16 protein-coding genes and 1 pseudogene are annotated in these 19,257 nt (G+C 69.7%); 4 read left to right on the top strand and 13 right to left on the bottom strand.

Annotated features, from left to right (window positions below; genetic code table 11):
- Window positions 1–6: 6 nt before the first annotated feature.
- Entirely contained in the window at window positions 7–948 is a 942-nt protein-coding gene (locus tag BM109_RS29165; RefSeq protein WP_093350762.1) for a sce7725 family protein, read from the top strand.
- Window positions 949–1,106: 158 nt separating this feature from the next.
- A complete protein-coding gene (locus BM109_RS29160; protein WP_256222846.1) occupies window positions 1,107–1,976 on the top strand; it encodes an RES family NAD+ phosphorylase in 870 nt (289 codons plus the stop codon).
- 57 nt (window positions 1,977–2,033) lie between these two features.
- Here the strand turns inward: BM109_RS29160 and katE are convergent.
- Window positions 2,034–4,244 (bottom strand): annotated as a pseudogene (gene katE / locus BM109_RS29155) (catalase HPII); the annotation flags it as partial.
- Between the two features lie 31 nt (window positions 4,245–4,275).
- Window positions 4,276–4,425 (bottom strand): hypothetical protein, encoded by a 150-nt coding sequence (locus tag BM109_RS41350; protein WP_177239491.1) that lies wholly within the window; start codon window positions 4,423–4,425, stop codon window positions 4,276–4,278.
- 298 nt (window positions 4,426–4,723) lie between these two features.
- Here BM109_RS41350 and BM109_RS29150 point away from each other — a divergent pair, with 298 nt between their 5' ends.
- Window positions 4,724–5,554: a transglutaminase-like domain-containing protein gene (locus BM109_RS29150; RefSeq protein WP_093350757.1), complete on the top strand. Its 831-nt coding sequence runs from the start codon at window positions 4,724–4,726 to the stop codon at window positions 5,552–5,554.
- Between the two features lie 68 nt (window positions 5,555–5,622).
- A complete protein-coding gene (locus BM109_RS29145) occupies window positions 5,623–6,519 on the top strand; it encodes a LysR family transcriptional regulator (RefSeq protein WP_093350755.1) in 897 nt (298 codons plus the stop codon).
- Window positions 6,520–6,527: 8 nt separating this feature from the next.
- On the opposite strand, the gene BM109_RS29140 is transcribed toward BM109_RS29145, so the two are convergent.
- The 11 genes from BM109_RS29140 to BM109_RS29090 form a co-directional block, all read right to left on the bottom strand.
- Window positions 6,528–7,622: an enolase C-terminal domain-like protein gene (locus BM109_RS29140; protein WP_093350752.1), complete on the bottom strand. Its 1,095-nt coding sequence runs from the start codon at window positions 7,620–7,622 to the stop codon at window positions 6,528–6,530.
- A gap of 14 nt (window positions 7,623–7,636) precedes the next feature.
- Window positions 7,637–8,347, bottom strand: a complete 711-nt coding sequence (locus BM109_RS29135; protein WP_093350750.1) for an ABC transporter ATP-binding protein — start codon at window positions 8,345–8,347, stop codon at window positions 7,637–7,639.
- On the bottom strand, window positions 8,344–9,105 hold the full coding sequence (locus BM109_RS29130) for an ABC transporter ATP-binding protein (protein WP_093350747.1): 762 nt from the start codon (window positions 9,103–9,105) through the stop codon (window positions 8,344–8,346). Before BM109_RS29130 ends, BM109_RS29135 begins: the two co-directional genes overlap by 4 nt.
- Before the next feature lie 3 nt (window positions 9,106–9,108).
- The gene (locus BM109_RS29125; RefSeq protein WP_057593306.1) at window positions 9,109–10,053 is read right to left on the bottom strand and encodes a branched-chain amino acid ABC transporter permease; all 945 of its coding nucleotides are present in this window, start codon (window positions 10,051–10,053) and stop codon (window positions 9,109–9,111) included.
- Complete coding sequence (locus BM109_RS29120) at window positions 10,050–10,922, bottom strand: branched-chain amino acid ABC transporter permease (protein WP_093350744.1); 873 nt, start codon at window positions 10,920–10,922, stop codon at window positions 10,050–10,052. Before BM109_RS29120 ends, BM109_RS29125 begins: the two co-directional genes overlap by 4 nt.
- Window positions 10,915–12,117: an alpha-hydroxy acid oxidase gene (locus tag BM109_RS29115; RefSeq protein WP_093350742.1), complete on the bottom strand. Its 1,203-nt coding sequence runs from the start codon at window positions 12,115–12,117 to the stop codon at window positions 10,915–10,917. Before BM109_RS29115 ends, BM109_RS29120 begins: the two co-directional genes overlap by 8 nt.
- A 25-nt stretch (window positions 12,118–12,142) precedes the next feature.
- The gene (locus BM109_RS29110; protein WP_093350739.1) at window positions 12,143–13,315 is read right to left on the bottom strand and encodes an ABC transporter substrate-binding protein; all 1,173 of its coding nucleotides are present in this window, start codon (window positions 13,313–13,315) and stop codon (window positions 12,143–12,145) included.
- Between the two features lie 47 nt (window positions 13,316–13,362).
- On the bottom strand, window positions 13,363–14,925 hold the full coding sequence (locus BM109_RS29105; protein ID WP_093350737.1) for an indolepyruvate oxidoreductase subunit beta family protein: 1,563 nt from the start codon (window positions 14,923–14,925) through the stop codon (window positions 13,363–13,365).
- Entirely contained in the window at window positions 14,922–17,084 is a 2,163-nt protein-coding gene (locus BM109_RS29100; protein WP_093350734.1) for a thiamine pyrophosphate-dependent enzyme, read from the bottom strand. Before BM109_RS29100 ends, BM109_RS29105 begins: the two co-directional genes overlap by 4 nt.
- Window positions 17,085–17,265: 181 nt before the next feature.
- Window positions 17,266–18,168, bottom strand: coding sequence for a non-homologous end-joining DNA ligase (ligD, locus tag BM109_RS29095; RefSeq protein WP_093350732.1), 903 nt, complete (start codon window positions 18,166–18,168; stop codon window positions 17,266–17,268).
- 85 nt (window positions 18,169–18,253) lie between these two features.
- A complete protein-coding gene (locus BM109_RS29090) occupies window positions 18,254–19,240 on the bottom strand; it encodes a succinylglutamate desuccinylase/aspartoacylase family protein (protein ID WP_093350729.1) in 987 nt (328 codons plus the stop codon).
- Window positions 19,241–19,257: the final 17 nt, after the last annotated feature.

Raw genomic sequence — 19,257 nt, 5'->3', positions numbered from 1 at the left:
CGCTCTATGTACCATCCTTACTTTCGAGGCAAGCAGTTTGAACTGATCACTGTTCGAGAGTCGGCTGAGTTGCTGGCGAAAGCAAAGTTTGTCCCGATCATCGAACCGGTAAAAGAGGCACTTAGCGGCCTCCAGCGAGCACTGACAGCCATCTGCGACGCGAACGGTGAAGCCATCGTTGTCGTAAATCCCTTTCATGGCGACCACTCGGAGGATGGGATAGGGATCACGGCCATGCTGCAGGATCAGTACCTCGACAAGGCGGGAATATCGGCTGGAATCCTTCTGAGAGAAGATGTCTCTCTGGAAGCCGCCATAGAACGCTACCAAGCGCACAGGCGGCACAACCCAACTTTCGTACATGCCGGTTTTGGCGACCCCAAAGGCCTCGCAGAGGCTCTCGGCGCTGATCTTCCGCACAGTCGCCACATCTTCAATGAAGCATACGGCGGCAAGCTGTACCGCAAGCACTTCAAAGGCGGGCATCGCGTACTGCTGCGCGATGGCTTTCGAAGGCAGAAGAAGAATGCGGACTATCCTCCCGTCGAGGACTTTTCCGACCTCCATGTCACCTACGAAGAAGAGGGCATGGACGGGTTCGGAGACTTTCTGATCGTCGGCGACGATTTTCTTGAAGGCGGAGGCCCCGCCTACGCGGTGACTATCCATCTGACATTCATCGATCCCGAGAAGGATGATGCGATGTACATCTATCACTTCGTTTCGACGACGAAAGACACACCCACAGATCCGGCTGGAAAGTTCGGCCAGGCTCTAGGGAAGCTCATCAAGCAGATCAGCGAGCCGAATTCGAAGGTTTTCGAAAGCCAAGCCATCGGGGAGTTTCGGGAGCTCCATGCCAAGGGACACTTTCCTGGGCTGGCACAGGTCAAGAAGCTCTCCATGAAGCATCACATCGAGACCTTGGCTCACTACTTCGATCACTGATGGCCATGCTTACTCGGTGCTGCCCTGAGTGCTTCAATGATCGTGGCCTGCGGAATGACGTGATCCCATCGTTGGGTCCAGTCCTTGGAACATGCAGCTACTGCGAATCGGAGAACGTGGCGCTTGTGCATCCGAGCCAGCTGGCGGAGTATTTCGAGATGCTCATCAGCATCTATGAGCCTGATCCAGACGGGAAGTCGCTGGTCGAGTGGATGAAGACAGACTGGCAGCTTTTTTCGCACCCTCGCATGGACAGTCCTCGCGCCAAGGAGTTGCTGGCCGAGATACTGGATGACGGCGATATCGTTCGAAAGCCATTCTCGCCATCGGCCGCATTCAAGAGTGAAGGTCTTGCACGCTGGGAGATGCTACGGGACGAACTGATGTTCAGAAACCGATACTTTCTGAACGAGGCTCTTGATGCCGATCGACTGGAGCAACTGCTCGCCTACCTACCCGCAGACGATATGCCGGAACTCTGGCACAGGGCTCGAATCCTGACGGGAAGCACGGCGTATCCCATCGCGGAGATGGGTGCCCCTCCAAAGCATTTGGCAACGCACGGCCGAGCCAATCCGACAGGCATACCTTATCTTTATCTGGGGTCCTTACCGGACACGGCCGTTGCCGAAGTCCGGCCCCACACCGGCGAAATCGCATGCGTGGCCGAGTTCCGAATCCAGACCCCATTGCGGGCCGTCGATTTACGCAATCCACGCCAGCTCGTCTCCCCCTTCTTACTGGGTGAGGCAAGCTCCATTGGCCAGATGCGTGCGGATATTCCATTTCTCGAGCGACTGGGGCAAGAGCTCACTCGGCCAGTGCTGCCTAGAAGTGCTGCAATCGACTACCTCCCAAGCCAGTACTTGTGTGAGTTCATCAAGAAAACTGGCTACGACGGCGTCGTGTTCCGAAGCTCCGTCAGCACTGGCATCAATCTAGCCCTCTTCGACCCTTCGAAGGCAACCGGAGGCGCTGTCTCGCTCTACAGCATCAAGCGCGTCTCCGTCGACGTGGAACGCGCCTGACAGAAGATGCTTGGTGGCACGGCTTTCGCCGCGCCACTGAGAACGACAGCCTGCGCTTTAGGCCGGCACGGCGTCAATGTTCGGCCGGTCCCAGTGCCGGTGCTTCGCGATCGCAGCCACGAAGTCCTGCGCGATCTGCTGCGCGGCGCTGGCGTCGCCGAGGTTGGTGACCGGCGTGGCCGCCACCACCACGCCCGGCGGCAGGCTGTCGGCCGGCGTGTCGGCGGCGATGCCCAGGGTGGAAAGCAGTTGCACGCCCTCGCCCACCGTGCACACGGCCTTGCAGTGCTTGAAGGCCTCGAGCACGAAGTGCACCGCGTCGCCGCTGGCGGCGAGCGCGCGCGCGCCCTCGGCACCCGCGGGCACCAGCACCGCGTCGAACATCACCGAGGGCATGTTGGCGAAGGTGGCGTCGGTGTCGACCTGGCGCTTGGAGCCGCTGACCACCGAACCCAGGCGCGGGCCCACGACCTTGCATTGGGCGCCGGCCTGCTCGAGCGCTTCGCGGATCGGCTTGAGCGAGGCCGAGTCGATGCCGTCGGCCACCAGGATCGCGATCTTGCGCGTGCGGATCGAACCGTCGCCGGTGCCCGCCATGCTGAGCGCGGGCGATTCCTCGATCGGCAGGTGGATGCGGTGCTCGCGGAAGCCCGCGCGCCCGGCCGCCGCGCGCGCATCGGGCTCGCCGATGCCCAGCGGCTCGGCCACGCGGCGCGCCAGCTTCTCGTCGACGTGCGCGAGGTTGTCGACCATGCGCTGGCGGATCGCCGGCACCTCCACCTTCGACAGCTCGAAGCGGAAGGCCGCGACGATGTGCTCCTTCTCGGGCGCGCTCTGGCTCTCGAAGAACAGGCGCGCCTGCGTGAAGTGGTCGTCGAAGGTGTGGCTGCGGCGGCGCAGCTTGGGCGCCTCGTAGTCGGTGTCGGGGTAGCTCTGGAAGCCGGCGCTGTCGCCGTCCACGCGGAACTCGGCGCCCGTGCCCAGGGTGTTGGGCTCGTAGGCGACCTGGCCGCGCGCGATGGTCTGGCGGTGCATGCCGTCGCGCTGGAAGTTGTGGAACGGGCACACGCCCTTGTTGATCGGCAGCTCGTGGAAGTTGGCGCCGCCCAGCCGCGAGATCTGCGTGTCGGTGTAGGAGAACAGCCGGCCCTGCAGCAGCGGGTCGTTGGTGAAGTCGATGCCCGGCACCAGGTGGCCCGGGTGGAACGCCACCTGCTCGGTCTCGGCGAAGAAGTTGTCGGGGTTGCGGTTGAGCACCATGCGGCCGATCTTCTGCACCGGCACCATCTCCTCGGGGATCAGCTTGGTGGGGTCGAGCAGGTCGAAGCCCAGCGTGCCTTCCTTGCCCTCGGGGATCATCTGCACGCCGAGTTCCCATTCGGGGAAGTCGCCGTTCTCGATCGCCTCCCAGAGGTCGCGGCGATGGAAGTCGGGGTCCTTGCCCGCGATCTTCTGCGCCTCGTCCCAGGCCAGGCCGTGGATGCCGAGCTTGGGCTTCCAGTGAAACTTGACGAAGTGGCTCTCGCCGCGCGCGTTGACCAGGCGGAAGGTGTGGACGCCGAAGCCTTCCATCATGCGCAGGCTGCGCGGGATCGCGCGGTCGCTCATGGCCCACATCAGCATGTGGGTGGTCTCGGGCATCAGCGAGGCGAAGTCCCAGAAGGTGTCGTGCGCGCTCGCGGCCTGCGGCATCTCGTGGTGCGGCTCGGGCTTGACGGCGTGGATCAGGTCGGGAAACTTCATCGCGTCCTGGATGAAGAAGACCGGCACGTTGTTGCCCACCAGGTCGTAGTTGCCTTCGCGGGTGTAGAATTTGACGGCGAAGCCGCGCACGTCGCGCACGGTGTCGGCCGAGCCGCGCGAGCCGGCCACGGTCGAGAAGCGCACGAACACCGGCGTCTTCGCCTCGGGGTCCTGCAGGAAGTCGGCGCTGGTGAACTGCGACATCGACTTGTAGACCTGGAAGTAGCCGTGCGCCGCCTCGCCGCGCGCATGCACCACGCGCTCGGGGATGCGCTCGTGGTCGAAGTGCGTGATCTTCTCGCGCAGGATGAAGTCCTCGAGCAGCGTGGGTCCGCGCCGTCCGGCCTTCAGCGAGTTGTGGTTGTCGGGGATCCGCAGGCCCTGGTTGGTCGTCAGCTCGGCCCCGTGGTCGAGCGTGAAGCCCTCGAGCTGCTGCTGCTTGGCATCGCTGGCGTCCCCCGCTTTGGAAGTCTTGGCGGGCTTGGCGCGCCGGGCGGCGGCCTTGTTCTGTGGCGTCATCGAGGGGCTTTCAAGGTGTCGTGAAGGGAGCTCAGGCTCATCCGGCGCCGCCGTTGTCGAGAAGCATGTCCAGCACATTCACCACGGCGACCAGGCAGATGCAGCCGGCGACGGCGGCAACGGACCAGATCAGGATCTCGTCGCCCCAGTTGGTGGCGAACGAGTCGAACAGCGACGAAAACTCCATGATTCCCTCCAGCAGACCGGTTGAACGCGCCCGTACGACCTGTCAAAAAAGATCGCTGGCCAGGACTTGCGACATCTCCCCGCCTGGCTTCGGATACGAGCGGAAACGAAGCGTAGGGTCGGCACCGCGCGAAACCCGTAGTGGCGCCCCGCCCCCGTCTGTGGGAGAGCGGGCGCCCCTGCGGTAGGAAGGCACCGACAGCGCGACGGCCTACGACCGATGCGCGCGTTGACCCCGCGCGCGCGGGAGTCGCAGGCCCCAAGATCGGCGTTGGGGAATCTCCCCCGCGAAAGAACCCATGCTCATCCGGATCGGCTACGACATCGAGCTCGCGCTCGCCACGGCCCCCATCGCGCCCACCGCGCTGGTCTACATGCTGCAGGTCCATCCGTCGCGCGTGGCGGACCTGCGCGGCGGCGGCGAGCAGCTCACGATCGAGCCGCCGCTGTTCACCGACCACTACTTCGACGCCTTCGGCAACGCCTGCGCCCGGGTGCAGATCCCCGCGGGCGTGACCAACGTGCGGCTGCGCAACCAGGCCGTGATCGCCGACCCGGGCACGCCCGACCCGGTGGACCGCGGCGCCGTCGAACACGACCCCGCCGCGCTGCCGGTGGAAACGCTGGCCTTCCTGCTGCCCAGCCGCTACTGCGAGGTCGACAGCGAGCTGCTGCAGTTCGCCTGGGACCGCTTCGGCACCGTGGCGCCGGGCTGGTCGCGCGTGCAGGCGATCTCGGATTTCGTGCACGGCCACCTGCGCTTCGACTACGCCAATGCGCGCTCCACGCGCACCGCCGCGCAGGGCCTGCGCGAGGGCACCGGCGTGTGCCGCGACTTCGCACACCTGGCGATCACGCTGTGCCGCTGCATGAACATCCCGGCGCGCTACGTGACCGGCTACCTCGGCGACATCGGCGTGCCGCCGGTGCGCTCGCCGATGGACTTCAGCGCCTGGTTCGAGGTCTACCTCGGCGACCGCTGGCACACCTTCGACGCGCGCCACAACCAGCGCCGCATCGGCCGCGTGACGGTGGCGCGCGGGCGCGACGCGGCCGACGTGCCGATCACGATGATGTTCGGCGCGCACACGCTGGCGCGCTTCGACGTGACGACCGAAGAAGAGCGCTAGCGCCGGGCGGCCCGCGGGGCCGGCCTTGTGGCACATTCAGGCGCCGCCCCACGAACCGCAAGCCGCGCATGAGCCACCTCGACCTGAACCTCGTTCGCGTGTTCGTCGCGATCTACGAAACCCGCAGCGTGACCCATGCGGCCGAGCGGCTCGACGTCACGCAGTCGACCGTGAGCTACGCGCTGGCGAAGCTGCGCAAGGTCTACCTCGACCGGTTGTTCTCGCGCGGCAGCGACGGCCTGGTGCCCACGGGCATGGCCGAGCAGCTGTTCCAGCGCTTCCGCGAGGCGCTGACCATGGTCGAGGGCACGCTCGAGCAGAACGCCAGCTTCGACCCGCTGCGCTCGACGCGGCGCTTCCGGCTCGCGATGTCGGACATCGGCGTGCTGTACTTCGTGCCGCCGCTGCTGCGCCGATTCCAGGAGGTGGCGCCGCGCATCGAGATCGAGATCGCGCAGATCTCCGACACGCTGGGCGAGGAGCTGTCAACCGGGCGCCTCGACATGGCGGTCGGCAACATTCCCTCGCTCGGTTCGCCGATGCACGGCGCGCTGCTGTTCCGCGAGCACTACGTGTGCCTGATGTCGGCCAGCCATCCGAGCATCGGCGAGCGCATGAGCCTCGCGGCCTTCTCGGCGGCGCGCCACGTGATGGTGTCGTCGCCGCGCTCGGGCCACTTCCTGATCGAGGACATGCTGGCCGAGCGCGGCATCAACCGCAACATCGTGGCGCGCGTGCCGCAGTTCACCGTGCTGCCGCAGCTGCTGTCGCAGAGCGACCTGCTGGTGCTGCTGCCCTCGCGCGTGGCCGACCTCTACGTGCGCCAGGGCGGGCTCAAGGCGCTGCCGCTGCCGCTGCCGTTGCCCGACTTCCAGGTGCAGGCCCACTGGCATGCGCGCCACGAGTACAGCGCGGCGCACCGCTGGCTGGTCGACGAGATCGTGCGCACGCTCGGCAAGCTCTGAGCCTCGGCTCACACCAGATAGCGCCGCACGGCCTCCTCGTCCCACGCGATGCCGGTGCCGGGCTCGGCCGGCGCGGTCGCCATGCCGTCCTCGAAGGCCAGCGGCCGCGCCAGCACCGGCGCCGCGAGGTCCATGCGCTCGAGCAGGTGGGCCGTCGGCGTCACCGCCATCAGGTGCACGCTGACCTCCTGGAAGATATGGCTCGACATCGGCACGCCGTGCGCCTGCGCCAGCGCGGCGGCGCGCAGCCAGCCGGTCACGCCGCCGATCTTCATCGCATCGGGCATCGCGAGGTCGCAGGCGCCGGCCTGCAGCGCCTTGGCCATCTCCTCGGGTCCGCACCAGTTCTCGCCCATCTGCAGCGGCAGCGCCACGCGTTCGCGAATGCGCGCGTGGCCCGCGTAGTCCTCCTGCAAGGTGGGCTCCTCGACCCAGCCGATGCCCTCGTCCTCAAGGGCGCGGATGCGGCGCACCGCCTCCGGCACGCTCAGGCCCTGGTTGTAGTCCACCAGCAGCTCGACGCGCTCGCCGACGACGGCGCGCAGCGCGCGCACCACCTCGAGGTCCTCGGCCAGCGTGGCATGGCCGATCTTGGTCTTGATGGCGCGAAAGCCCTGCGCCGCCGCGAGCGCGGCGCGCCGCGTGCCGAGCGCGAGGCCGTCCATGCTGTGGCTGTCGTAGGCGGCGATGGCGCGGCGCGTGCCGCCCAGCAGCTCGACCAGCGGCACGCCGCGCGCCTTGGCCAGCGCGTCCCAGGCCGCCATGTCCAGCCCTGCGCCGGCCATCAGCGCGATGCCGGTGCGGCCCAAAAGGCGCAGCCGCTGCGCCAGCAGCCGGTCGAGGTCGAAGGGCGCGAGCGGCTGGCCCTTGAGCACGCTGCCCAGGGTCAGCACCATGCGCCGCGTGGCGCGCAGCGCCAGCGGCGTGTAGGTGAACAGGTAGGCATGGCCGACGGTGCCGTCGTCCGCGTGCAGGTCGACCAGCACCAGCGGCGCGGTCGCCACCACGCCCACGCTGGTGCGCACCGGATGCTCGAGCGGCACGTTGACGCAGCGCGCCTGCACGTCGGCCACGCGCAGGCCGGTATCGAGAAGGGAGTTCATGCGTGCGTCGTTCCTCACAGGCCCAGGTAGGCGGCCTTCACGCGCTCGTCGCCGAGCAGCTGCGCGGCCGGTCCACCGAGCGCGATGGCGCCGGTCTCGAGCACGTAGCCGCGGTCGGCCACCGAGAGCGCGGCATGCGCGTTCTGCTCCACCAGCAGGATCGGGATGCCGCGCGACTTGAGCCGCGCGATGACGCCGAAGATCTCCTTCACCAGCAGCGGCGCCAGCCCCATCGAGGGCTCGTCGAGCAGCAGCATGCGCGGCTCGCACATCAGCGCGCGGGCGATCGCCAGCATCTGCTGCTGGCCGCCCGACAAGGTGCCGGCCGCCAGCAGACGCTTCTCGCCGAGCACCGGGAACAGTGCGTACATCTCGTCCAGCCGCTGCGCGCGGCGCTCGGCGCGCGTGTAGCCGCCCAGCAGCAGGTTGTCCTGCACCGACAGCGGGCCGAACACCTGGCGGCCCTCGAGCACCTGCGCCAGGCCGGCACGCACGCGTGCATCGGCGCTGTCGCGCGCGATCTCGCGGCCGAACAGGCGCACGCTGCCGACGCTGCCGCGGATCAGGCCCGAGACCGCGCGCAGCAAGGTGGTCTTGCCCGCGCCGTTGGCGCCGACCAGCGCCACCAGCTCGCCCGCGCCGACCTGCAGGTCGATGCCGTGCAGCGCCTCGATGCGGCCATAGCCGGCGCGCAGGCCGCTGACCTCCAATGCGATGCCGCTCATGCGGATGCCTCCGCCTCGGTGCCGAGGTAGGCCGCGATCACCTGCGGATTGGCGCGCACCTCGGCGGCGGTGCCCTCGGCGAGCTTGCGGCCGTAGTCGAGCACCAGCAGGTGGTCGGAGATGTTCATCACCAGCTTCATGTCGTGCTCCACCAGCAGCACGGTCACGCCCGAGGCGGCGATGCTGCGGATCAGTTCGGTGATCTCGTGGGTCTCGGTGTCGTTGAGGCCCGCGGCCGGCTCGTCGAGCAGCAGGATGCGCGGCCGGCTCGCGAGGGCGCGCGCGATCTCCAGCCGCTTGAGCAGGCCGAACGAGAGCTGCGTGGCATGGGCATGCGCATGGCGGCCCACGCCCACGTAGTCGATCAGCCGCAGCGCCTCCTCGCGCAGCGCGGCGTCGGCGCGGCGCGTGGCGCCGGTCATGCCGCCCAGCAGCGAGCTGCGCGTGTGCAGGTGCGCGCCGAGCATCACGTTCTCGCAGGCCGTCATGTTCATGCACACCTGCAGGTTCTGGAAGGTGCGGCTCATGCCGCGCCGCGCGAGCCGGTCGGGCGCCATGCCCGCCACGTTCTCGCCGTCGAGCAGGATCTCGCCGCGCGTCGGCTCGTAGACGCCGCTGATCAGGTTGAACAGCGTGGTCTTGCCGGCGCCGTTGGGCCCGATCACCGAATGCACCGAGCCGCCGCGCACGCTGAAGCTCACGTCCTGCATGGCGTGCACGCCGCCGAAGGACTTGCTGAGGTTCTTCACTTCGAGCATGGCTCAGCCCTTCCTGCGCAGCCGTAGCGCGAGCGTGGGCACCAGCCCCTTGGGCAGGAACATCATGGTGAGCATCAGCACCAGGCCGAAGAACACCATCTCGTAGCCGTGCAGGCCGCCCAGCAGCTGCGGCAGCGCGGTCAGCAGCGCGGCGCCGAGCAGCGCGCCGAAGGTCGAGGCCATGCCGCCGAGCACCACCATGGTCGCGAGCTCCACCGAATGCGTGAAGGCCGCCAGCGAGGGGCTGATGAAGCCCAGGTAGTGCGCCGTGAGGCTGCCCGAGACCGCGGCGAACACGGCCGACACCACGAAGGCGCGCACCTTGAAGCGCGCCACGTCCACGCCCATCACGCGCGCCGCCACCTCGGAGCCGTTGAGGCCGCGCAGCGCGCGCCCGGCCGGCGACTCGTAGAGGTTGAGCGACAGCAGCACCGCGAGCCACAGCAGCACCGCCGCCAGCGCATACCAGTGCAGCACCTTGGCGAAGGCGAAGCCGGCCACCGCCAGCGGCGGCACCGGCATGCCATCGGGGCCGCCGGTCCAGTCGACCTCGTTGATCAGCACGATGTTGACGATCACGCCCAGCCCGAGCGTGGCCATGGTCAGCGAATGGCCCTTGAGGCGCAGGATCGGCTTGGCGATCAGCCAGGCCACCAGCGCCGCGCCCACGGCCGCGGCGCAGATGGCCGGCAGCGCGGGCCAGCCGAAGCGCGCCGTCACGATGCCGCTACCGTAGGCGCCGATGGCGACGAAGGCCGCGTGGCCGATGCTGATCTGGCCCGCGAAGCCCATCAGCAGGTTGAGGCCGATGGCGGCGATGGCCGCCAGCGCGATGCGCACCGCGACGTCGATCACGTAGTTGTTGGGCATGGCCAGCGGCAGCAGCGCCAGCACCAGGGCCAGCAGCAGCAGGGAGGGACGCAGCAGCGCCCGCGAGGACGCCTTCATACCCGCTCCGCTCCCTTGCTGCCGAACAGGCCGTGCGGCATGACCAGCAGGATGAACACGATCAGCACGAAGGGCACGGCGTCCTTGTAGGCCGAGGAGACATAGCCCGCCATCAGCGCCTCGAGCAGGCCGACGATGAGGCCGCCGACCACCGCGCCGCCGGCGCTGCCGAGCCCGCCCAGCGTGGCCGCGACGAAGCCCTTCATGCCCAGCATCAGGCCGATGTCGTAGACCGTGGTGGTGATCGGCGCCGCCACCACGCCGGCCACGGCGCCCAGCAGTGCCGACAGGCCGAACGAGAGCTGCAGCACGCGCGAGGTCGGGATGCCGACCGCGCGCGCGGCCAGCGCATTGGCCGCCACCGCGAGCATGGCCTTGCCCACCATGGTGAAGCGGAAGAAGGCGAAGCACAGGGCCACCAGCAGCGCCGCCGTGCCCAGCACCCACAGGCTCTGCGGCAGCACGTAGGCGCCGAGGATCGACAGCGCCGCGTCGCCGCTAAAGGCCGGCAGGGTCTGCTGGTTCTTGCCGAGCACGATCTGCACCACGCCCTGGATGAAGATCGAGGCGCCGATGGTGATGATGATCAGCGACACCACGCTGGCCTCGCCCGCGGGCTTGATCGCCAGCCGGTACAGCAGCAGGCCCGCCACCACCGTGGCCAGCACGCCGCCGGCCACGGCCACGCCATAGGGCAGGCTGGCGCCGAGCAGCGCGGCCGTGATCATGGCGCCGAGCATGAGGAAGTCGCCCTGCGCGAAGTTGATGACGCCGCTGGCGTTGTAGATCAGCGAGAAGCCCAGCGCGGCCAGCGCGTAGATCGCGCCGGTGGTGAGTCCCGAGAAGACGAATTGCATGAAGTCAGCCATGGCGTGCTCCGGCGTGGGAAAGCCCGGCGTTGCCGGGGAAGGGAAGGTTGGCGAGCAGGTGGTGGGGTGCGACCTCGTCCACGCGGTCGGCGCCCAGCAGCACCAGGGTGCGGGCGATGTCGTCGACCAGGCCGGCGAGCACGCCGCGCGCGCCCGCCTCGCCGTCGCAGGCCATGCCCCAGACCGCGGCGCGGCCGACGAAGGCCGCGGTGGCGCCGGCGGCCAGCGCCTTGACCACGTCGCTGCCGCGGCGGAAACCGCCGTCGACGAACACCGGGATGCGCCCGGCCACGGCATCGACCATGCGCGGCAGCACCGAGATGGTCGAAGGCGCGGCGTCGAGCTGGCGCCCGCCGTGGTTCGACACCACGATGCCGTCGGCGCCGTGGCGCACGGCCAGCGCGGCATCGCCCGGATGCAGCAGGCCCTTGACCAGCAGCGGGCCGTCCCACATCCGGCGCAGCCAGGCCAGGTGCTCCCAGGCCAGGGTGCGGTCCATGGTGCGCGACAGCAGCGCGGCCTGCAGCTGGGCCGAGGTGGCGCCGTCCTCGGCCTCGGCCAGGTTGACGAACGAGGGCGAGCGGCCCTGCATCGCCATCGCGAGCGACCAGCGCGGATGCAGCGCGAGGTCGAGCAGGGTCGAGGGCGTGAAGCGGAACGGCAGCCGAAAGCCGTTGCGCACGTCGCGCTCGCGATAGCCGCTCACAGCGGCGTCGACCGTCAGCACCAGCGCCGAATAGCCGGCGGCGCGCGCGCGGCGCACCAGCTGCTCGGCGATGGCGCGATCGCCCATCACGTAGAGCTGCATCCACTGCAACGCCTCGGGGTCGCGCCGCAGCGCGGCCTCGCGCACCGCCTCGAGCCGGTCGTTCGACGGCGTCGACAGCACGTGCGGCACGCCGGTGGCCGCGGCCGCGCAGGCCAGCAGGGTGTCGCCATGCGGGCGCACCAGGCCCGAGAAGCCCACGGGCGCCACGCCCAGCGGCGCGGCCCAGCGCCGGCCGAACACCGTGATGCCGGGGTCGGCATGGCGGGTGTCGCGCAGCGCGGTGGGCACCAGGTGCAGCGCGGCCAGGTCGGCCTCGTTGCGCCGCAGGCAATCCTCGGTCTCCGCGCCGCCGTCGACGTAGTCGAAGACGAAGCGCGGCAGCCGCCGGCGGGCATGCCGGCGGTGATCGTTCGCATTGAGCTTCATGCGCTCTCCGGTGACGCGCGCGAACTCAGCGGACTTCCACGAACTTGCCGTCCTTGATCTCGACCATGCGGAACGCGGACACGTCCAGGCCCATGTGGTCGGTGGCCGACATGCGGTAGATGCCGCTCACGCCGACGAAGTCCCTGGTGGCCTCGATGGCGTCGCGCAGCTTCTGCTTGTCGGTGCCGCCGGCGCGCTGGATCGCGTCGATCAGCAGGTACAGCGCGTCGTGCGCGTAGCCGCCGAAGGTCGACACGTCCATCTTCGCGGTCGACTCGTAGTCCTTGGCATACGACACGCTGACCTTCTTCTGCGGATCGGCATCGGGCAGCGCCTGGGCGATCAGCAGCGCGGGCGAAGGCATGCGGATGCCTTCGGAAGACTTGCCCGCGATGCGGATGAACTCGGTCGAGGCCTGGCCATGCGAGGTGTACAGCGGCTGCTTCATCGCGAGCTGCTGGTGGTTGCGCGCGATGATGGCCGGCGCCTGGCCGGTGCCGAACACGAACACGGCCTGCGCGCCCGAGGACTTGATGCGCGTGAGCTGCGGCGTGACGTCGGTGTCCTTCTCGCCGTAGGTCTGGTCCTCCACCACCTTCAGGCCCAGCGACTCGGCGAGCTTGAGCGTCTCGGTGCGGCCCGACTTGCCGAAGCCGCCGGTGTCCGACAGCAGCGCGAACTGCGTGAAGCCGCGCTTCTTCATCTCGCCGAGCACCTTCTCGGCCGCCATGCGGTCGGAATGCGGCATCTTGAACACGTAGGGCTTGACCGGCTCGACGATGACCGAGGCGGCGGCCAGCGAGATCAGCGGCATCTTCGCGGCCTCGGCCTGCGGCACCATCGCCATGGTCGAGCCGGTGGTGGAGGCGCCGAGGATCGCGTCGACCTCGTCCTGCATGATCAGGCGGCGCGTGAAGGCGTTGGCCTTGTTCGCGTCGCTGGCGTCGTCGTAGAGCACCAGCTCGAGCTTGCGACCGAGCACGCCGCCGGCCGCGTTGATCTTGCGCACGTACATCTCGAGCGTCTTCTGCTGCGGATCGCCGAGGAAGGAGGCCGGGCCGGTGGCCGAGACCACGGCGCCGATCTTGATCGGCCCGGCCGCATGGACCTGCGCGGCCAGCGGCAGCAGCAGCGCGCCGGCCAGCAGCGCGTTGATGGCGCGGCGGCCGAGGGAAGTGGAAGGCTTGCTGTTTCTCATCGTCTTGTCTCCTGTCGTCGTTCTCTTGGGGGAAGGGATGCGGTCCCTCAGCGCGCCGGCTTTCGCCGCACGATGTGGATGGGGTGGACGCGCGGCGCGGGCGGCGGCAGGCCCAGCGCGCGCGCCAGGGTGCGGCCCTCGGGGTCGGCCAGCGCGGCTTCGCGCGCGGCGCGCACGCGCTCGGCCGCCTGGACGAGCGCGGCGGCGTCGCCGGGGGGCGCGGCGAACTGGGCCTGCATGTCGTCGAGCACCGCGCCGAGGTTGCGGTGGCCGCGCTCGCTGGTCTCGCCGTAGCCCTTGACCAGGTTGCCGCACAGCGCGATCTCGTAGGCCAGCCGCGGGCTCAGCGCGAGCGCGGCGCGCACGGTGTCGAGCCAGCGCTCGATCATGGCCTGCTCGATCGCATAGCGCGCACCGGCGCGGCGCAGCACGCGCAGCGAGCGCAGGCCGCACAGCATGGCGAAGCCCAGCACGGTGTCGGTGCGCATGTGCAGGCCCACGTTGAGCCGGTGCGCCTTGTGGGCCAGGCGCCGGCGCAGCCAGGCCGAGGCGCGCGGCGGCAGCAGCGAACAGACTTCGTCGAGGCCGGGCTTCAGGTATTCGGTCAGCCGCAGCGGCTCGCCCTGGCGCGCGCCCACTTCCTCGCGCACGCGTTGCAGCCGCTCGCCGCGGGTCTTGAGGTCGGCCACGCGGATCACGTCCTCGTAGCTCATCCATAGCGAGAGATGGCGCGCGGTCTCGCGCGTCACGGGCAGCTCGCCGCCGAAGGGTCGCTCGAGCGCGAGCACCGCGTCGACGCGCTGCAGGTAGAGCGCGCCGTAGCGCGCGTCCTGGTAGTCGAGCACCTGCTGCAGGCCGTGGCCCAGCAGTTCGTGCAGCGGCTCGGGCATGGCGGCGATGCGCGGGTCGATGAGCGTGCGCGGCGGCGCCGCAGCGGCACTGGCGGTGGCCTCCGGCGCGGGATGCGCCACCTGCTCGAAGCCCGCCGCGAAGCCCTTGAGGCTGGCCTCCACCGCCTTGCCCGAGGCGCGGATCGCCTGCTCGCAGGCCTCGCGCGAGAACGGCAGCGCGCCGCTGCCGGCCATGGCGCCGAACATCACGGTGTTGATCACCGTGCCATGGCGCCAGGCCAGCGCGCGCATGTCGAACAGGTGGCTGTGCCGCGCGAGCTCGCGCGCGGCCTCGCTCACGCGCCGGCCGTCGTAGCGGCCGTCGCCCATGGCGGACTTCTCGGCCACCGCGAACTCGCGGTGCGTCGAGGCCACGAGCGTGGTGCGCCGCGGATGCACGAAGCCGCCCTGCAGCACGCGCCCCGCCTCCATCAGCTCGGAGGCGGCGACGATGTCGACGTCGCCCGGGCTCGGCGTCAGCGAGAACACCGGGCGCGCGCCGCCGAGCCGCGCGGCCTCGACCGGGTAGATCTCGATGTAGTAGTTGGTGGCGCCGGTGCGCTGCGCCACGCCGGGCACCGAGGTGCTCTGCACCGGGAAGCCCTGGGCCGTGGCCGCGGCGATCAGCCAGTCGGCCAGCACGCCACCACCCTCGCCGCCCATGGCGGCGACCAGCACGGTCACGATGCGCGGTGCGTCTTCGAAGGCATCGTGGTTCATGCCGCCAGCGCCTCCGCGCGGTCGCGCGCCTTGCCGGCCATGAGGCCGATGACGCCGCTGCGCAGCCGGTGCAGCAGGCGCTCCCAGGTGCCGGCGTTCTGCACGATCTCGGCCTTGTAGAACGAGGGGCAGAGGATCGCGGCGTGCGCGTTCTCGCCGCACAGGCCACAGCCCACGCAGCCCTGGTTGACGGTGGCCACGGGATCGGTGCGCAGCGCGCTCGGGTTGGGCTTGATGGTCAGCGAGGGGCAGCCCGACAACCGGATGCACGAGTGGTCGCCGGTGCAGACGTCGTCGTCGATGCCGAAGCGCGTGCGCACCACGCGCTCGCCGCGCTTGAGCTTCGCGGCCGTGACGGGCTTGATGCGGCGCTGGCGCTCGAGCTGGCATTCGCCGTCGGCGATGATGACCTTGAGGCCGCCCTCCTCGGTGGTCATCGCCTCCTGCAGCGTGTCGCGCATCTCGGCCACGCTGTAGCTGCGCACCTTGCGCACCCAGCCCACGCCCACGCCCTTGAGCGCGGCCTCGATGTCCAAGGTCAGCGGCTTGGCCGCGGGCTGCGTGGGCGAGGAGGGAATGGCCTGCGTGCCGGTGGCCGAGGTGTAGCCGTTCTTCAGGATCACGAGCACCGAGTCCTGGCCGTTGTAGACCGCGTTGACCACGCCGCTGGTGAAGCCGTTGTGCCAGAAGCCGCCGTCGCCCATGATGCTGACGACCCGGTTGCCCATCAGCGGCGCGATGCCCGAGGAGCTCGCGAGGCCCAGGCCGTAGCCGAGCACCGTGCTGCCGGTGTTGAAAGGCGGAAGGGTGCCGAAGGTGTGGCAGCCGATGTCGGCGCTGACGTGCACGCTGCCGAGTTCCTTCTGCATCAGCTTGATGGCGGCGAACACCGGGCGCTCGGGGCAACCGATGCAGAAGCCCGGCGGCCGGCTCGGCACGGGCACGCCCAGTGCCTCGACCGCGCGCGGCTTGAGCGCGGCCAGCGGCGCGGCGCTGTCGGCGACCTGCACGGCGCCCTGGTCGCCCAGTGCTTCGGGCCGCGCCTGGCGGATGAACTCGGCCAGGCCGCGCACCAGCACCTCGCCGGTGTATTCGCCGGCCATCGGGAAGATGTCCTTGCCATGCAGCCGCGTGTCGCAGCCGGCCTTGCGCAGCATCGCGTGCAGCGCGTCCTCCATGTAGTTGGGCTGGCCCTCTTCCACCATCAGCACCGCGCGCTTGCCGCGGCAGAAGTCGATGAGCTCGTCGGGCACCATCGGGTAGACCACGTTGAGCACCTGCAGCGGAATGCGGCTGTTGCCGAAGGCATCGGCCAGGCCCAGCTGCTGCAGCGCGCGCAGGGTGCCGTTGTAGAGGCCGCCCGGCAGCACCAGCCCGATGTCGGCGCAGTCGCCGTCGAAACGCTCGTTGAGCCGCGCGTCACGGATGTAGGCCAGCGCGGCCGGCCAGCGCGACTCGATCTTCATGCGCTCCTGCGCGTAGATCGAGGGCGGCAGGTTGATGTTGGCGAAGTCGAAGCGCGGCTGCGAAATGGCCTCGCGCGTGGAGATGGCCGGCGCGCGGTTGTCCTTGCAGACGAAGCTGCCGTGCACGTGGCAGGCGCGGATGCGCAGCTGCAGCATGACGGGCGTCTGGCTCGCCTCGGAGAGCTCGAAGCCGTGCTCCACCGCGTCGACGATCGAGCCCAGGTTGGGCCGCGGATCGAGCAGCCACATCTGCGACTTCATCGCGAAGGCGTGGGTGCGCTCCTGGATGATGCTCGAGCCCTCGCCATAGTCCTCGCCGAGGATCACCAGCGCGCCGCCCTGCACGCCGGCCGAGGCGAGGTTGGACAGCGCATCGGACGCAACGTTGGTGCCGACCGTGGACTTCCACGTGACGGCGCCGCGCACCGGGTAGTTGATGGAGGCGCCGAGCATCGCGGCCGCGCCGGCCTCGGAGGCGCTGTTCTCGAAGTAGATGCCGAGCTCGTCGAGCAGCTCGCGCGCATCGCCGAGCACGTCGATCAGGTGCGAGACCGGCGCGCCCTGGTAGCCGCCGATGTAGCTCACGCCCGATTGCAGCAGGGCCTTGGTGACGGCCAGGATGCCCTCGCCGTGGAATTCCTCGTTCGCGCCCAGCGAGAGGCGCTTGACTTCTTCGGCGAAGGATCGCTCCATGGTGTTCTTTGTCTCCGGCCGGCGCCGCGGGAAGCGCCGCATTTCATCGTGGGTGGCTCGTGGACGGGGACTTTAGGAGTACCCGCTTATTTGCCCAATCGATGGAATGGGAGTTACACATCGATGAATTCGATGCGATGTCGCGCGATCGCGACCGGCCGTCCGCGGAGGACGGGAGCGTTCAGTTCACCAGGTAGCCGAGCCTGCGCATCGCGTCGCCGAGCCCCTTGCGGCTGCGCTCCATCGCGGCCCACGGCGCATTGCCGATGTCGAGCCGCTCGGCGATGGTCGCCACGGTCCAGTGGTCGGCGCCGTCGACCTCGAACAGCTCGTCCCAGTCCAGCGGCACCGACACACCCAGCCCCGGCCGCGCGCGCGCCGACCAGGCGCTGATGGTGGTGGCGCCGAAGCCGTTGCGCAGGTAGTCGGCGAAGATCTTGCCGACGCGGTTGCGCGGCCCGCTCTTGGCGACGATGCGCTCGGGCACGCTGCGCGCGAGCTGCTGCACGATCGCTTGCGAGAAGCCCTTGACCTCGTCCCACCCGTGCGCGCGCCGGATCGGCACCACCACGTGCAGGCCCTTGCCGCCGCTGGTCTTGAGGAAGGACGGCAGCCCGAGCTCGTCGAGCAGGGTGCGCACCAGCAGCGCGGCCTCCTGCATGCGCGGCCACTCGACGCCCTCGCCGGGGTCGAGGTCGAAGGTCATGCGGTCGGGCTGGGCGAAGGCGCGCGAGAGCGCGTTCCAGGTGTGGAACTCCACCACGTTGAACTGCGCCGCGCCGAGCAGGCCCTCGGCCGTGTCGATCTGCAGCAGCGGCTCGTGGCCGGGATCGAGCGCCGGGTCGAGCAGGCCCACGCCGGCCATCTCGCCGTGCTGCGCATGCTTCTGGAAGAACAGCTCGCCCGCGATGCCGTCGGGCGCGCGCACCAGCGCCACCGGCCGGCCGCGCAGGTGCGGCAGCATCAGCGGCGCGACGCGCGCGTAGTAGGCGGCGAGCTCGCCCTTGGTGATGCCGCTCTTCGCGTCGACGAGGCGATCGGCATGGGTGATGCGCGGCGTGGATTGCTTGCGGTCGGCGGCCATGGTTGGTTTCCTTGGTCCGCCATGGTCGTGCCCGCCCGGGGCCGCGGATGTAGGAACGCGACGGCGCGCCGTGTATTCCTGGCGCTCAGGCCGTGCCGTCGAGCCGCCGTTCGCTGGGCCGCGCGAAGTAGAACCACTCGGTGTCCGGCAGCGCGAGCGCGTTGGGGAACACGATGCAGCCGTCGTCGGGCGCGGTCACGGGCGTGCCGTCGTGCCGCGTGCCGATGAGCTCGCCGCGGCGCACCGGATCGAAGGTGGCCCAGTCGCGCGCGAAGCGGTCGTCGGCATGCAGCCGGTCGGTCACGCTGGCCAGGCGCAGCAGGCGCGGCGGCACGTCGGGCCCGGCCGACAGGCCCGGCGGCAGCGCCGCCATGCCCAGCAGCGCCAGCGTGCGGCGGATCGCGCGCCAGGCCACCTCGGGCGCCTGCGGGTCCTGGTGCTGGCCGCATTCGAGCGTGACGCCGTAGCCGCCGCAGCTGCGGATGTATTCGTTGGTGCCGCGGCCGAAGTCGATGGCGGCCTCGTCGACCGCGGCGCCGCGCTGCGCCAGGCCCGCGGCATAGATGTCGAGCCAGCCCTCGACCACGATCGGCGTGCCCAGGTGCAGCGCGAGCTGGCCTTCCTCGGCGGCGCGCGCGAAGGGCTCGAGCGTGCCGGTGTTGTCGCGCGGGCCGATCATCGCGAAGGCCTCGCCCGCGCTCTGGAACGAATGCAGGTCGAGCAGCACCTCGTGGCGCGCGATCACGGGCGCCAGCACGTTGGTCACGCGGGCCTCGTAGTCGGCCGGCTCGGCCGTGGGCTTGAACAGCCGGTTGAGGTTGCGCTCGCCCTCGCGCTGCAGGCGCCGGCGCGCGAGCGGATTGGCCACCGGCACCAGCGTGAGCTCGCCGCGCAGCAGCGCGAGCTCGCCCGCCGCGAACTCGGCCAGCACCCGCTCGATGCCGGCGGTGCCGCTGGTCTCGTCGCCATGCACGCCGCCCATCACGAGCAGCCGGGGGCCGGGGTTCAGGGAGGCGAAGCCGTGGAGGCGGATGCTGTCGTGCGCGACGGCGTCGAAGGGAGAGGAAGCCATGCGGGGATTATGAGGAG

This window comes from Variovorax sp. PDC80 (genome assembly GCF_900115375.1).
In the GTDB taxonomy this organism is placed as follows: domain Bacteria; phylum Pseudomonadota; class Gammaproteobacteria; order Burkholderiales; family Burkholderiaceae_C; genus Variovorax.
The sequence above is the reverse complement of the archived record's forward strand: the minus strand, read 5'-3'. Positions and strand labels throughout refer to the sequence as shown.

What these genes read in the sequence shown, in the direction of transcription:
- BM109_RS29165 (WP_093350762.1), top strand. Translation starts at nt 7, where the DNA reads ATGTACCATCCTTACTTTCGAGGCAAGCAGTTTGAACTGATCACTGTT.
- BM109_RS29160 (WP_256222846.1), top strand. Translation starts at nt 1,107, where the DNA reads ATGCTCATCAGCATCTATGAGCCTGATCCAGACGGGAAGTCGCTGGTC.
- BM109_RS41350 (WP_177239491.1), bottom strand. Translation starts at nt 4,425, where the DNA reads ATGGAGTTTTCGTCGCTGTTCGACTCGTTCGCCACCAACTGGGGCGAC.
- BM109_RS29150 (WP_093350757.1), top strand. Translation starts at nt 4,724, where the DNA reads ATGCTCATCCGGATCGGCTACGACATCGAGCTCGCGCTCGCCACGGCC.
- BM109_RS29145 (WP_093350755.1), top strand. Translation starts at nt 5,623, where the DNA reads ATGAGCCACCTCGACCTGAACCTCGTTCGCGTGTTCGTCGCGATCTAC.
- BM109_RS29140 (WP_093350752.1), bottom strand. Translation starts at nt 7,622, where the DNA reads ATGAACTCCCTTCTCGATACCGGCCTGCGCGTGGCCGACGTGCAGGCG.
- BM109_RS29135 (WP_093350750.1), bottom strand. Translation starts at nt 8,347, where the DNA reads ATGAGCGGCATCGCATTGGAGGTCAGCGGCCTGCGCGCCGGCTATGGC.
- BM109_RS29130 (WP_093350747.1), bottom strand. Translation starts at nt 9,105, where the DNA reads ATGCTCGAAGTGAAGAACCTCAGCAAGTCCTTCGGCGGCGTGCACGCC.
- BM109_RS29125 (WP_057593306.1), bottom strand. Translation starts at nt 10,053, where the DNA reads ATGAAGGCGTCCTCGCGGGCGCTGCTGCGTCCCTCCCTGCTGCTGCTG.
- BM109_RS29120 (WP_093350744.1), bottom strand. Translation starts at nt 10,922, where the DNA reads ATGGCTGACTTCATGCAATTCGTCTTCTCGGGACTCACCACCGGCGCG.
- BM109_RS29115 (WP_093350742.1), bottom strand. Translation starts at nt 12,117, where the DNA reads ATGAAGCTCAATGCGAACGATCACCGCCGGCATGCCCGCCGGCGGCTG.
- BM109_RS29110 (WP_093350739.1), bottom strand. Translation starts at nt 13,315, where the DNA reads ATGAGAAACAGCAAGCCTTCCACTTCCCTCGGCCGCCGCGCCATCAAC.
- BM109_RS29105 (WP_093350737.1), bottom strand. Translation starts at nt 14,925, where the DNA reads ATGAACCACGATGCCTTCGAAGACGCACCGCGCATCGTGACCGTGCTG.
- BM109_RS29100 (WP_093350734.1), bottom strand. Translation starts at nt 17,084, where the DNA reads ATGGAGCGATCCTTCGCCGAAGAAGTCAAGCGCCTCTCGCTGGGCGCG.
- ligD (WP_093350732.1), bottom strand. Translation starts at nt 18,168, where the DNA reads ATGGCCGCCGACCGCAAGCAATCCACGCCGCGCATCACCCATGCCGAT.
- BM109_RS29090 (WP_093350729.1), bottom strand. Translation starts at nt 19,240, where the DNA reads ATGGCTTCCTCTCCCTTCGACGCCGTCGCGCACGACAGCATCCGCCTC.